Genomic DNA, 14,388 nt, shown 5'->3' on the forward strand with positions numbered 1-14,388 from the left:
TAATAATTTTTATTTATATTCTATTAATAAATAAAAATTACCAACTACTAGTTTTCAAAAAATGATTGTTATTACTAAATTTTATCGAATAAAAACAAGGCTGTCTAGCTAAAACGAGGCCTTTAAATTATCATCTTTTTTGTTAAATGAGTAAATATTTGAGAAAACACTACAAGTAAAGATATTATTTAGATTATTTATTCTTTATGTAAAAAAAAGCTTACGATTTTTCAATCGTAAGCTTTTAGAATACTTTTTTATTTTTACATCATACCGCCCATGCCCATTGATGGATCCATCATAGGAGCTGGTGCAGCTGGTTCTGGTTTGTCTGCAACAACTGCTTCGGTTGTTAATAATAAAGCTGACACAGAAGCTGCATTTTGTAAGGCAGAACGAGTTACTTTTGTTGGGTCAACAATACCGGCTTCAACCATGTTTACCCATTCACCGTTAGCTGCATTGAATCCGATACCTAAGTCAACATTTTTTAGTTTGTCAACAATCACTGATCCTTCATAACCAGCATTTTCAGCGATTTGACGGATTGGTTCTTCTAATGCACGAACGACAATCTTGATCCCTGTTGCCACATCGCCTTCAGCTTCTAGCGCAGCGACTTTACCAATTACATTGACCAGTGCGGTACCACCACCAGAAACCATGCCTTCTTCTACAGCGGCACGTGTTGCGTTTAACGCATCTTCAATTCGTAATTTTAATTCTTTTAATTCTGTTTCAGTTGCAGCACCGACTTTAACGACAGCAACCCCGCCAGCTAATTTAGCTAAACGTTCTTGTAATTTTTCACGATCAAAATCAGACGTTGTTTCGCCGATTTGGTTTTTAATTAAATGAACGCGGGCATCAATGGCTTCTTTTGAACCAGCACCTTCAACAATTGTTGTGTTATCTTTGTCGACAACTACTTTGCTAGCATTTCCTAAGTTTTCAATGGTTGTGTCTTTTAACTCTAACCCTAAGTCGTCAGTGATTACTGTACCACCTGTTAAAATAGCAATATCTTCAAGCATCGCTTTGCGGCGGTCACCAAATCCTGGCGCTTTTACTGCGACAACATTAAATGTACCACGGATTTTGTTCAATACTAATGTTGGTAGAGCTTCTCCATCAACATCATCCGCAATGATCAATAGTGGACGGCTTTGTTGTAGAATTTGTTCTAATAAAGGTAAGATATCTTGAATATTTGAGATTTTTTTGTCGGTAATTAAGATATATGGATTTTCTAAAACAGCTTCCATTTTATCGTTGTCAGTAACCATGTATTGAGATAAATAACCGCGGTCGAATTGCATTCCTTCAACCACATCTAATTCTGTTTCAATCCCTTTTGATTCTTCAATGGTAATTACGCCGTCGTTACCAACTTTTTCCATTGCATCAGCAATTAATTGGCCGACTTTTTCAGAACCTGATGAAACAGCAGCGACTTGTGCAATCGCTTCTTTTGAATCAACTACAGATGAAATATTGTGTAATTCTTCTACTGCTGTTTTTGTTGCTAATTCAATCCCACGACGAATACCTAATGGGTTAGCTCCAGCAGTTACGTTTTTTAAGCCTTCACGAACAATGGCTTGTGTCAAAACAGTCGCTGTTGTTGTTCCGTCACCAGCAATATCATTCGTTTTAGAAGCAACTTCTGAAACTAATTTTGCGCCCATGTTTTCAAAATGATCTTCTAATTCAATTTCCTTAGCAATTGTTACTCCATCGTTAGTAATCAATGGTGAACCAAATGATTTTTCTAAAACAACGTTACGACCTTTAGGGCCTAATGTCACTTTCACTGTATCTGCTAATACATCTACTCCGCGTAGCATTGCTGCACGTGCATCTTCTGCAAATTTAATCTCTTTTGCCATGATTTCTTCACCTCATAATTTTTTTCTTCTATTATATTATTCTGTAAAAGTTGTTTATTATTCAACAGTGGCAATAATGTCTTTGGCTGATACAATTAAGTATTCTACGCCTTCGTATTTCACTTCTGTTCCTGAATATTTTTCAAACATTACTGTGTCACCAATTTTTACTTCCATCGGAACTTTTGTGCCATTTTCAAGCACACGACCTTCACCTACTGCGATAACTTCACCTGTTTGTGGTTTTTCTTTTGCAACGGATGCAAGAACAATTCCTCCAACAGTTTTTTCTTCTTCTTTCGCGACTCTAATTACGACGCGATCGCCTAATGGTTTTAACACAATAAATCCCTCCAAATAAAAAGTTTTCGCTTATTTTAGCACTCGATACATAAGAGTGCTAACTCACACTATTTATAATACTCATTTCACTCTAAAAATGCAAGTCTTTTCTCTCTTTTTCTTGTCAATTATAAGATACGCATTTTTTATTGCGTATTCTTTTTTCATGGAATGTTTTTCCAATCCTTTAATTCATGGTAAAATAAATTGACTACGATTGGAGGCGAATAAAATGAAACAACGTTTACTTACAGCACTAATAGCAACCTTCGTTTATTTTGTGATAGCGAATTTAGGAAATCTTGTTTTCAGTGTCACAGAAGGAATTGTTTCGACACTTTGGGAATCTCTTTTCTTTTTCTTATTCGTTTTTCTTTTATTAGGATATCGCAATAATCGTAAAAAATAATTATAGAAAGGATTAACCATGACCTTAAGAAAATCAAGTTTATTTATTTTAGTCACATACATTATCGCTTTTTTCGGGCCGTTACTTTTTTCGGGTATTTCCCCCAATGCAGCGATTAATGTGACAACTGCTCTCTACATTATTGGCGCCCTTGTAATGATTGGCATCTTTTTAAAAACAACAGAACCTTCTCCTTTAGAGGAAACAGCAACCTTGAAATCACCTATTTTTATTTTTTTACTAGGTGTTAGTGGGATTTTCATTGCCATGCTGATTCAAGGGGTTACTTTTGCCATTGAAGTAGCCATCACAGGAGAACAAGCTACTTCTCAAAATACGCAAGCTATTGTAGCGGTGATTTTGGCAAATCCTTTATTTATTTTGGCAACTACTATCGGTGGTCCGATTATGGAAGAATTCGTCTTTCGTTATGCATTTATCCATTTAATCCAGCCTTTTACAAATTTCTGGATTGCGGCTACTGTTAGTTCGGCGATTTTTTCACTCGCACATGCCGATGGTCACTTTTTTGTTTATTTCTTTATGGGATTTTTCTTTGCTCTTTTGTACAAGCAAACTGGAAAAATTTGGACCTCAATTATTGCCCATTGCGGCATGAATACGATTGTGATTATTGTTCAATTACTTTTGCATAATGGTGCAATTCAATAAGAAAAGGGCCTTCGTCTAAACGACTAGGCCCTTTTCTTTTGCTTATTCTTCTTCGTCAATCAATTCGTTGTCATGATGTAAGAAATAAATTAATGTTTGTAATTCGTTGGTTAAGTCAACATTTTGAATTAATACTTCAGGTGGCGCTACTAAACGCGCAGCCGTAAAGTTTAGAATTCCTTTAACCCCTGCTTCGGCAAGTTTGTTCACAACTTCTTGCGCTTTGCGAGCTGGAATAGTTAAAATAGCTACTTCGATTTGTTGAACACGGATTTGTTCCATCATATCTTCCATTGGATAAACCGGAATACCGTCAACAATGCGTCCCACAATATCTTCATTCACATCAAATGCGCAACTTACACGAATACTGTTGCTTTGATGGAATTTGTACTTTAATAAAGCACTTCCTAAATTACCAACCCCGATTAATGCGACATTGGTTAACTCATCTTCATTCAATGTTTTTGCAAAAAAGTTCATTAAGTTTTCAACATCATAGCCGTACCCACGTTTACCTAATTCACCAAAATATGAAAAGTCACGACGAATAGTCGCACTGTCTACTTGTACCGCTTCACTTAATTCAGTTGATGAGACTTTATTTTTTCCTGTATCATGTAACATTCTTAAGTAGCGATAATATAAAGGAAGGCGTCGCGCCGTTGCTTTTGGAATAACTTGATCTTTCACAATTGGACCTCCAATACTTTCACTTAAATCTTATCCATTAACATAATAGCAGTTTTTCACAATAAAAAGCAATTCTATGGCTCAAAAATAGCATTTTTCTTCAAAAGTTTGTGATAAAAGGTATAAACCTTCACAAAGCATTTTTTGATACGTGCTATTTTAGCAGATTTTATGCTACACTAAGGGCAATGAATTTAGAAATGAGGACTACTGATGATTTTATTACAAGCAAATCAAGTTGCCCGGCATTTTGGCTCGGAAACATTGTTTGAAAACATACATTTAGAAATTGCAACAAAAAGTCGGATTGCCTTAGTTGGTCGTAATGGTGCTGGAAAATCGACTTTTTTAAAAATCATTGCAGGCATTGATGCTCCCGATAGCGGAACCATTACCAAAAATAAAACTGCTACGTTAGGTTATTTAGCTCAAAATACCGGCTTAGAATCAGATAAAACCGTTTGGGAAGAAATGACAAAAGCCTTTGCTGACATCCTAGAAATGGAACAGCGTATGCGAGAATTAGAAACCAAAATTAGTGAAATGGAGCCAACCACTTCCGTTTATGAAGGAATTTTAAAAGAGTACGATCAATTGCAACATACATTTTCTGAAAAAAATGGCTACGGCTATGAAAATGAAATTCGCTCAGTCCTTCACGGCTTTGGCTTTGATGAATCCTTTTACACGAAAGATATTCAAACCTTATCTGGTGGTCAAAAAACCCGGCTTGCATTAGCGAGAATGCTTTTACAAAAACCAGACATTTTAATTCTGGATGAGCCTACAAACCACTTAGATATCGAGACGCTTTCTTGGCTGGAATCTTATTTGCCAAGTTATGCCGGCGCCCTATTGATTGTTTCCCACGATCGTTATTTTTTAGATAAGGTAGTTAATGAGGTTTATGAACTGAGTCGCAAAAAAATGACTCACTACAAAGGAAACTATTCCAAATACTTGGAGTTAAAAGCAGAACAATTAGCCAGTGAATGGAAAGCGTATGAAAAGCAACAAGAAGAGATCAATAAGTTAGAAGATTTCGTTGCCAAAAATCTGGTTCGTGCATCTACAACGAAACGTGCGCAAAGTCGCCGAAAAGTATTAGAAAAAATGGATCGTTTAGACCGACCTCAAGGAGATGAAAAATCGGCGCATTTTCTTTTCGATAGTGAAAAAGTCTCGGGAAATGTTGTTTTACAAGTCGAAGATGCCGCCATTGGTTACGACCAAGAACATGTTTTATCCGAACCTATTCACTTGGATATTCGTCGCAAAGAAGCCATTGCCTTAGTCGGACCGAACGGAATTGGTAAATCCACTCTCTTGAAATCAATTATTGACCGCATTCCTTTCATTAAAGGAAGTAAAACTTTTGGCACCAATGTTTCTGTAGGTTACTATGACCAAGAGCAAGCCAATTTACATGGCAATAAAACGGTCTTAGCGGAATTATGGGATGAACACCCAACCACACCTGAAAAAGAGATTCGAAGTATTTTAGGCGGCTTTCTCTTCAGTGGAGATGATGTTGAAAAAACGATTCCTTTATTAAGCGGTGGTGAAAAAGCACGTGTGGCATTAGCAAAACTAGCGATGGATCGTGACAATTTCTTGATTCTCGATGAGCCAACCAACCACTTGGATATCGATAATAAAGAAGTTTTAGAAAATGCGCTGATTGATTATGAAGGAACCATCCTCTTCGTTTCCCATGACCGTTACTTTATCAATCGAATTGCAACAAAAGTTGTTGAGCTTTCTGAAAAAGGCAGCAAACTTTATTTAGGCGACTATGATTATTATTTAGAAAAGAAACAAGAGGAAGAAGAAATCGCTGCCCTCTTAGCTAATGAAGAAGCGGCGAAAAAACCCGAACCAGTTACAGCCAAAAATACCTTTTATCAAAACAAGGAGCAACAAAAATTACTCCGTACTTTGCAAAGAAAAATAACACAAGTCGAAGAAAATCTTGCTCAGTTAGATACGACAATTGCACAATTAGAAGCACAAATGAGTCAACCAGACATTCTAGAAAATCATGTTGAATTGCTGGCTTTAAACCAACAATTAGATGACGCTCGTCAGCAACAAGATGAACTACTTGAGCAATGGGAAAATTTCAGTTTAGAATTAGAAGAAATGGAAAATAACAATTAACGGAGGGATTCACTATGGCTTCCAAAAAAATCAGTTTAACGAAGCCCAAATATCAACAAATCGCCGTTGATGTTGCGGAAAAAATTGCAGAAGGCAAATTACATGTTGGAGATAAAATCCATGCCCGTTCCACCCTAGCTAACCAATACCAAGTGTCGCCAGAAACAGCTCGCAAAGCCATTATCGTTTTAGTCGATTTAGAAATCGTTAAAGCCAAACACGGCAGCGGCTTCTATGTGGCATCAAAAGAAAAAGCGCAAGACTTTGTGACACAATATCAAGACGTTCAAACGATTGCTGAAATTAAAGAAGAATTGCTAGATAGCGTAGCGAAACAAAAAGAAGAACTTACTCATTTTTCTAGCATTCTAGATACTCTTGTTGAACAAACAAAGCGTTTTGATTCTTTCAATCCAATGAATCCTTATTCATTGGTTTTAACAGAAGAAGCTGCTTATCTTGAGGCGACGATTAGCGAAATGAATTTTTGGCAAAACACTTCGGCAACGATTATCGCCATCAAACACAAAGAAGAGCTTCTGGTCTCACCTGGTCCATATGCAAAGATTTCGTTGAACGACACACTTTATTTTGTTGGACATGACGAATCAACCTTACAACGTGTCCAAAATTTCTTTTATCCTTAAACAAAAAAGTGACTACTTATCTTGCGGTAAATAGTCACTTTTTTTATTTATTATTTCTATTTTTCATAAAAAACCACTATAAAACCTAGTTAAAATACTGTTTTTCTTCATTTTCAGAAAGATTTTCATCTAATTTGACAAAGTGACAACTTTATAGTAGTCTGATGTAGTCACTTTTTTTATTGAGGAGGAACAATGATTTGCCAAAAGTAAAAGTAAATCACCTTACCAAAATCTTTGGTAAGAAAACCAAACCGGCACTTGAAATGATTCGTGCCAACAAAAGCAAAACAGAAATTTTAGAAAAAACGGGTGCCACAGTCGGTGTTTATGATGTAAATTTCGAAGTTGAAGAAGGCGAAATTTTCGTTATTATGGGGTTATCAGGAAGTGGGAAATCAACATTAATTCGTTTATTAAATCGTTTGATTGAACCAACTTCAGGAAATATTTATATTGATGGACAAGATATTTCTTCTTTAGATAAAGAAGGATTACGTGAAGTACGTCGAAATAAAATGAGCATGGTTTTCCAAAACTTTGGTCTTTTCCCCCATCGAACTATCTTAGAAAATACGGAATATGGTTTAGAAATTCGTGGTGTTCCTAAAGAAGAACGCCAAGCAAAAGCTGAAAAAGCCTTAGAAAATTCTAGCTTAATTGCTTTTAAAGACCAATTACCAAGTCAATTATCTGGTGGGATGCAACAACGTGTCGGCCTTGCTCGTGCCTTGGCTAACGATCCAGAAATTTTATTAATGGACGAAGCGTTCTCTGCTCTTGATCCGTTAATTCGTCGTGAAATGCAAGACGAACTATTAGATTTACAAGAAAATGTCAAAAAAACCATTATCTTTATCACACATGATTTGAATGAAGCTTTACGAATCGGCGACCGGATCGCCTTGATGAAAGATGGTCAAATTATGCAAATTGGGACTGGAGAAGAAATTTTAACCAACCCAGCCAACGAATATGTGCGAACCTTCGTGGAAGATGTGGATCGTTCAAAAGTCTTAACTGCCCAGAATATTATGGTACCTGCTTTAACTACTAACATTGAAATTGATGGCCCAACTGTTGCTTTAAAACGGATGCGTCAAGAAGAAGTGAGTATGTTACTTGCCGTGGATAAAAAACGCCAACTAAAAGGCGTTGTACGCGCAGAAAAAGCTTTAGAAGCGCGTAAAAATGGGACTTCTCTTGTAGAATGTGTGGATCCAGAAATTCAAACAATCGACAAAGATATGTTAGTGAATGATATTTTCCCACTGATTTATGATGCACAAACGCCTCTTGCTGTGACTGATAACGGCAAACTATTAGGCGTGGTCATCCGTGGTAGCGTACTTGAAGCACTTGCAGAAACAGAGGTGAACGAACATGAATAAGTATCAATTACCTGTCGCGTCTTGGGTTGAAAGTTTTACTGATTGGTTAACTTCAACATTTGCTGGATTATTCAGCTTTTTACAAACAATTGGTCAAAGTGTAATGGACAACATTACTGCCTTACTAACAGCCGTACCACCACTTGTGCTGATTGTGCTATTAACGATTGCTGCTTTCTTTATTTCTAATAAAAAAATTGGCTTAAGTTTATTCACATTTATCGGCTTAATGTTTATCTATAACCAAAACTTATGGAACGATTTAATGAGTACCGTTACGTTAGTTTTACTTTCTAGTGTTATTTCCATTATCATTGGTGTGCCACTAGGGATTTTAATGGCGAAAAGCGAAAAAGCCAAGAGTATTATTACACCGATTTTGGACTTCATGCAAACAATGCCTGGTTTCGTTTACTTGATTCCAGCCGTTGCATTCTTCGGAATTGGTATGGTTCCTGGGGTCTTCGCCTCTGTTATCTTCGCTTTACCACCAACCGTGCGCTTTACGAATTTAGGAATTCGACAAGTACCAAATGAACTTGTTGAAGCAGCTGATTCTTACGGTAGTACTGGCTGGCAAAAATTATTCAAATTAGAATTACCTTTAGCCAAAAACACGATTATGGCTGGTGTTAACCAAACAACCATGTTAGCCCTATCAATGGTAGTTATTGCTTCAATGATTGGTGCGCCTGGACTAGGACGTGGCGTCCTTTCTGCTTTACAACGTGCGCAAGTCGGGAACGGTTTCGTAAATGGTGTGGCTTTAGTTATTTTAGCGATTATCATTGACCGTTTTACTCAACATTTAAATAATAAAAAAGCAGCCCCTAAAGCATCTGGTGCCACCTCTAAAAAGAAAAAATATGGGATTATTGCAGCGGTTGTTGTAATTGTTGCTGGCTTAGTTGGTGCTTCAATTTTTACAACAACAAATGATAAGCAAATTTCCCTTTCTTATGTGGAATGGGATACCGAAGTAGCCTCCACACATGTGGTTGCCGAAGTCTTAAAAGATATGGGATATGATGTTAAAACGACTCCTTTAGATAACGCAATTATGTGGGAATCTGTAGCTAAAGGTGAAACAGATGCCATGGTTGGTGCGTGGCTGCCAGGAACTCACGCAGAGCAATATAAACAATATAAAGATAAATTAGACGACCTTGGTGAAAACCTTAAAGGCGCGAAGCTAGGAATTGTCGTCCCTTCTTATATGGATGTTGATTCTATCGAAGATTTATCTGATCAAGCTGGGAAAAAGATTACTGGAATTGAACCTGGGGCTGGTGTTGTTGCAGCAGCAGAGAAAACTAAAGAAGCTTATCCTAATTTGAAAGATTGGTCTGTTGAAACTTCTTCATCAGGTGCCATGACTGTCGCCTTAGGACAAGCAATTAAAAACAACGAAGACATCGTTATTACTGGCTGGTCTCCTCACTGGATGTTTGCAAAATATGATTTAAAATATTTAGCTGATCCAAAAGGCACTATGGGCGGTGAAGAAGCGATTCACACAATGGCTCGCCAAGGCCTAAAAGAAGATCAACCAGAAGCTTACAAAGTGTTAGATAATTTCCATTGGACAACTAAGGATATGGAATCTGTCATGTTAGAAATTAACGAAGGCAAAGACCCACAAGAAGCTGCACGTGATTGGGTTGATTCACATAAAGACCAAGTAGCAGAATGGAAAAAATAATTCTTAACAAATGACTTCCCCATCTATTAAAAGAGGGCGTTGAACAAATTGTTCAACGCCCTCTTTTTTCGCCAAAAAAACCACTCAGTTGGGTAGACTGAGTGGAAAGGAGTTATTTTTACTTGAGGAGTAAAAATGAAAAGTGTTTATGTTGGGTGTTTTGTTGGTATGCTTATATATTAACGAGAACCTGTGAATAATTTGTGACGAAAACCTTGGAAATTTGCTACGAATTACTTAAAAAAGTTTAAATGTGTCTCACCCTAGTTAATCGATACAGTGATTATTTCTTTTTAGCATTTTGGATGGCTTTAAATAATGTTGAAAATTGTCCTTTGAAAGACATCACATCATCAAAGATATCAACACCATCGTTTAACATTTTGACGGTCACCCAGCCAAGCGCTTCCGTAATTGCTACCGCAACTGAAGCATTGACCATGCCACCAGTCACAGTTCCGACAACAGGAATCACTTTTAGAATATTCCCGACTGCGCTCTTACCTAAACTAACCACTACTAATTCTTTGGTTAAACTTTTCCCTAAGCTTTCAGACCAAGACTGACCAAAAATTTTATGCAGCCGTGACATCATAGTTAATTGAACAGGTACCAGTAAAAAAGCATCCGAAAATGGAATTGGCGAAAACCCAATAATTGCTGCTGACAATGCAGCAAAATGAATCGTTTGATGACTTTTCTTTTTCACGTCAGGTGAAACACCAGCCAAAAATTCATCAAATACTTTGTCGAGTTGTGTTTGACTGTTCGTCACTAATTGTTCTGCTTTACCTTTAGAAGTTGCGAAAGCATTCATTATGGCCGTAGACGTTTTTTGTGGAAATTTTTTCAAGACATCTTGAAAAAAAGAACGAAATTCTGGGTCTTCGATTTCTTCATTCAATTGCTTAGTTTCTTGTTCTGCTAATTCTTGTTTTTCAATCTCTTCAAAAAGTTCTTGTTTCTTTTTGTTTTTATGTTTTTTTCTTCTCATCTCATTAACTCCCTTATCTATCAATATGTAGAAACAAAGTATAGCATAGCCCCTGATTGATTCTCTTTTAGATGATTTGAAAAGCCAGAACTTATCTGTTTTTTAAACAAATAGAAATGTTCCAGCTTTTCTCAAAAAATCAGCTATTTTGTTTGTTCTTCACCGCAATAGACCGTCAAGTGTTTAGGCAAAATTTCCAGCGTAATTGGCAAAGCAGCTCCTTCATCACCATCCACATTAGTGGTTAATTCTTCTTGGTTTTCTAAGGAGATTGTTCCTTCTTTAAAGGTTAGGTAAACTAAATTATCAGTGGACTGGTCGACGCCTTTTAACAAATCTGGGACTGCTTTTACTGCATCCCACAATGATTGATCTTTTAAATAAACTAAATGAAGTTTGCCATCATCCACTTGGGCCTCTGGTAATAATGTTTCAAACCCACCGATTGAATTCGTTAAGCCAACTAAAACGGTACTACTTTCAATGGTTTGTTCTTTTTGATCCAAGCTTAAATGAAAAGGATACGTTTGAGCATTCGCTAAATGTTTGGCACCTGAAATAAAATAAGCGAGTTTTCCTAACTTCGTTTTTTGTTCAACATCCACGTCGTTAATTGACTCTGGAATCGTCCCAATTGCAACGACATTCATAAAGTAGTCGTCATTGATTTTCCCCACGTCTAAAGCACTGGTTTTTTCTAAATCTAATTGTTGAATCGCTTCTTCAGGGTCCATCGGTAAATTCAAGGCTCGCGCTAAATCGTTCACCGTTCCTAAAGGAAAAAAGCCAAATTTTGGGCGATAAGCTTGTTCTGCCAACCCGCTAATTCCTTCATTAACGGTTCCATCTCCCCCCATTACGAAAACACTGTCAAAGTGACTTTCCGCAGCTTCACGGGCAAATTGTTCTGCATCGCCGCCTTTTTCTGTTTGTTTCACTACAACTTCATCAAATAACTGCTTTAATTTTTCTTCTGCTAACGTTTCAAATTCTTTGGCTTTTTCACCACCAGAACTGGGGTTAACAATTAAAACTGCTTTTTTCACTGGCACCACTCCTCATTGATATCTAAATCGTTTGATTCCTTACAATTATTATAAAAGATATTTTTGATTCTGGCGAAAAATATGCTGACACTTGCTTAACAAACAAGCATTCCTGCTCCTCACTACTTTTCAAAACGTTCTTTAAAGCAATAGGCAAAATAATAGAACAATTTCCAAAAATCTTGCCAAACTTTTGGATCCATCCCCGTCAATTCATGAATTCGTTTCAAACGGTAATTCAATGTATTTCGATGGATATGTAATACTTGTGAGGTTTCATTGATGTTTAAATTATGATTGGCGAAAAAAATAACGGTTTCATAGTATTCATCATAAATCGTCTGGATGGTTTCAAAAAAATCCAATTCAATATGAAAAGGAAAATTAAAAATTCCTTGAATGAAAAAATCTTCTGCTTGGTAAAACTTAGCCTTTTCTAATTGGAGAAATGATAGAAGTAAATACGTGTTTTGTGCCTCTTGGACCATTTGTTGAATCGTGGCTTTTTCCGAACTTATTACAAGGTATTCTGTTACTGGCTTTGTTATCTGAGGTGGTTCAGAAGTAATCACCAGATAACAATTTTCCCATTCAAATATTTCATGGCCAGGATAATAACTGGATAATAAGCGCTTGTCCTTGGTCAGTACACAATGATTCTGGTCATCTAATTGAAGGTTATATAGTTCCAACGCTTCAAGTTTTAAGGCTTCTGAGTAAGCAGAATCAACATGCATTAAGTGCTGGATAAACTGATTTTTTTGTTTTTTCTTTTTTTCGCGTTCTTGTTGTGTATTTAATTCTTCTGTCAGTAAAAGAACAATCGAGCGCACAAGCTTGGTAAATTTGCGCACCTCGTCTGGTTCTCCTGAAATGCCTACGACACCTAAAATGTGATCATTCAAAATAATCGGTTCATTGGTGCCTTTTTTCTCTAAAGAAGTATCTTTATAAATTTCAATATTTTTCCGTTCATTGATGGCTCTTTCTGCGCCACGATGGCGCTCCCCAATTCGAGCAGAATCTCCACTCGCAATAATTTTTCCTCGTTCATCCATAATATTGATGTTATAAGGAATATCTGCCATCAACTTTTCAACAATTTTATTTGCTTGGATTTTGTCTAATTTTAACATTGCTATCGCCAACTTTCTAAAAAGCGAGTAGCGTTTGGGACATAAGCCGCAATGACTTATGTCCCAAACGCTTAATTCTTCAGATCAACGACTGAACATTTTTATTTCAGCTTTCATTACTGATGATACCATGGTTAGTTCTTAGTCACAAGGCACCAGCTGTAATGTACGAGCAATATTTTCAACGGTTCTTTCTAAGTTAACTGGTCCATTTTTCAATGCTGCTTCCAACGGTTCGGCTTTGGCCAAAATTCCAAAAATAGCCGTCATCCCTTCTTCATAGAGGACATCCACATCTTTGCCGATATAGCCAGCACAAGCGAAAACCGGTTTTTGATACTTCTTGGCCAAACGCGAAACGCCATAAGGGGCTTTGCCGAATTTTGTTTGAAAATCCATACCGCCTTCACCAGTAAAGACATAATCAGCAGCTTTTATTTTTTCTTCTAATTGATTCACTTCTACGACAATATCAATCCCTGGGCGTAACTGAGCTTTTGTGAATGCTAGTAACCCTGCACCCAAACCACCAGCGGCTCCTGCGCCTGGCATCATCTCAACATCAATGCCGATCTCTTTTTTGATGACCGCTGCATAATGGGCTAAGTTTTTATCTAATTGAGCCACCATTTCTTCTGTCGCACCTTTTTGCGGGCCAAAGACATGAGACGCCCCTGTTGGCCCTGTTAGTGGGTTATTCACATCACTTGCTACTAGAACTTCGGTAGCAAAAATACGTTGATCAAACTGTGTTAAATCGATCTGCGCCAGTTTATCTAATGCACCACCGCCACGTGTCAATTCTTGCCCTTCCTTGTCTAACAAACGCGCACCAAGTGCCTGAATCATACCTGCACCCCCATCATTTGTCACGCTACCACCAATGCCGATAATGATTTTTTTTGCCCCATGATTGAGCGCATGTTGAATCATTTCTCCTGTACCATAAGTAGAAGTGATCAAGGGATTACGTTCTACTGCTTTGACCAATTCAATTCCGTTGGCTTTCGCCATTTCAATAACCACCGTTTCTTGGTCACCTAATAAGCCGTAATAGGTTTCAACGATTTGATCAGGAAGCGGTCCTGCCACACGCACTGGTACTCTTGTGCCTCCTGTTGCATCCACTAAGGAATCCACCGTTCCTTCCCCGCCGTCTGCCATCGGGACGTGTTGAATGTCTGCATCTTTAAATACAGCTAAAATCCCTTTTTCCATTGCCAGACAGGCTTCTTTTGCACTCATACTTTCTTTAAATGAGTCTGGAGCCAAAACAAATTTTTTCGTCATCTTTTCGCGCCTACTTT

General features: G+C 37.3%; 13 protein-coding genes. 6 read left to right on the forward strand and 7 right to left on the reverse strand.

Annotation, left to right across the window (positions count from 1 at the left end):
• Window positions 1-263: 263 nt before the first annotated feature.
• Together groL and groES are read right to left on the reverse strand one after the other, a co-directional pair.
• Window positions 264-1,889, reverse strand: coding sequence for a chaperonin GroEL (gene groL / locus IGK03_RS10535; protein WP_002362559.1), 1,626 nt, complete (start codon window positions 1,887-1,889; stop codon window positions 264-266).
• Window positions 1,890-1,946: 57 nt separating this feature from the next.
• Window positions 1,947-2,231 (reverse strand): co-chaperone GroES, encoded by a 285-nt coding sequence (groES, locus tag IGK03_RS10540; RefSeq protein ID WP_002356531.1) that lies wholly within the window; start codon window positions 2,229-2,231, stop codon window positions 1,947-1,949.
• Window positions 2,232-2,463: 232 nt separating this feature from the next.
• Here groES and IGK03_RS10545 point away from each other — a divergent pair, with 232 nt between their 5' ends.
• Together IGK03_RS10545 and IGK03_RS10550 are read left to right on the forward strand one after the other, a co-directional pair.
• Window positions 2,464-2,640 carry a hypothetical protein gene (locus IGK03_RS10545; RefSeq protein WP_002356530.1) on the forward strand — a complete coding sequence of 59 codons (177 nt, stop codon included), beginning with the start codon at window positions 2,464-2,466 and terminating at the stop codon, window positions 2,638-2,640.
• Between the two features lie 18 nt (window positions 2,641-2,658).
• Window positions 2,659-3,312 (forward strand): CPBP family intramembrane glutamic endopeptidase, encoded by a 654-nt coding sequence (locus tag IGK03_RS10550; protein ID WP_002356529.1) that lies wholly within the window; start codon window positions 2,659-2,661, stop codon window positions 3,310-3,312.
• 42 nt (window positions 3,313-3,354) lie between these two features.
• On the opposite strand, the gene IGK03_RS10555 is transcribed toward IGK03_RS10550, so the two are convergent.
• The gene (locus IGK03_RS10555) at window positions 3,355-4,005 is read right to left on the reverse strand and encodes a redox-sensing transcriptional repressor Rex (protein WP_002356528.1); all 651 of its coding nucleotides are present in this window, start codon (window positions 4,003-4,005) and stop codon (window positions 3,355-3,357) included.
• Between the two features lie 213 nt (window positions 4,006-4,218).
• Between IGK03_RS10555 and IGK03_RS10560 the strand changes: the two genes are divergently transcribed.
• From IGK03_RS10560 to IGK03_RS10575, 4 genes are all read left to right on the forward strand, one after another.
• Entirely contained in the window at window positions 4,219-6,165 is a 1,947-nt protein-coding gene (locus IGK03_RS10560; protein ID WP_430602296.1) for an ABC-F family ATP-binding cassette domain-containing protein, read from the forward strand.
• 14 nt (window positions 6,166-6,179) lie between these two features.
• Window positions 6,180-6,812, forward strand: a complete 633-nt coding sequence (locus tag IGK03_RS10565; protein ID WP_002356525.1) for a GntR family transcriptional regulator — start codon at window positions 6,180-6,182, stop codon at window positions 6,810-6,812.
• A 200-nt stretch (window positions 6,813-7,012) separates the two neighbouring features.
• Window positions 7,013-8,203, forward strand: a complete 1,191-nt coding sequence (locus IGK03_RS10570; RefSeq protein WP_002388977.1) for a quaternary amine ABC transporter ATP-binding protein — start codon at window positions 7,013-7,015, stop codon at window positions 8,201-8,203.
• Entirely contained in the window at window positions 8,196-9,905 is a 1,710-nt protein-coding gene (locus tag IGK03_RS10575; RefSeq protein WP_010776044.1) for an ABC transporter permease/substrate binding protein, read from the forward strand. Before IGK03_RS10570 ends, IGK03_RS10575 begins: the two co-directional genes overlap by 8 nt.
• Window positions 9,906-10,188: 283 nt before the next feature.
• Here IGK03_RS10575 and IGK03_RS10580 read toward each other — a convergent pair whose 3' ends face one another.
• The 4 genes from IGK03_RS10580 to IGK03_RS10595 form a co-directional block, all read right to left on the reverse strand.
• Window positions 10,189-10,923, reverse strand: coding sequence for a YcjF family protein (locus IGK03_RS10580; RefSeq protein ID WP_002384134.1), 735 nt, complete (start codon window positions 10,921-10,923; stop codon window positions 10,189-10,191).
• Between the two features lie 119 nt (window positions 10,924-11,042).
• Entirely contained in the window at window positions 11,043-11,945 is a 903-nt protein-coding gene (locus IGK03_RS10585; RefSeq protein WP_010713166.1) for a diacylglycerol/lipid kinase family protein, read from the reverse strand.
• A gap of 122 nt (window positions 11,946-12,067) precedes the next feature.
• Entirely contained in the window at window positions 12,068-13,081 is a 1,014-nt protein-coding gene (locus IGK03_RS10590; protein ID WP_002356518.1) for a CdaR family transcriptional regulator, read from the reverse strand.
• Between the two features lie 141 nt (window positions 13,082-13,222).
• Window positions 13,223-14,371 (reverse strand): glycerate kinase, encoded by a 1,149-nt coding sequence (locus tag IGK03_RS10595; RefSeq protein WP_202334890.1) that lies wholly within the window; start codon window positions 14,369-14,371, stop codon window positions 13,223-13,225.
• Between the last annotated feature and the right edge of the window lie 17 nt (window positions 14,372-14,388).

This window comes from Enterococcus sp. DIV2453a, from assembly GCF_050533535.1.
Classification (GTDB): Bacteria; Bacillota; Bacilli; order Lactobacillales; family Enterococcaceae; genus Enterococcus; species Enterococcus faecalis.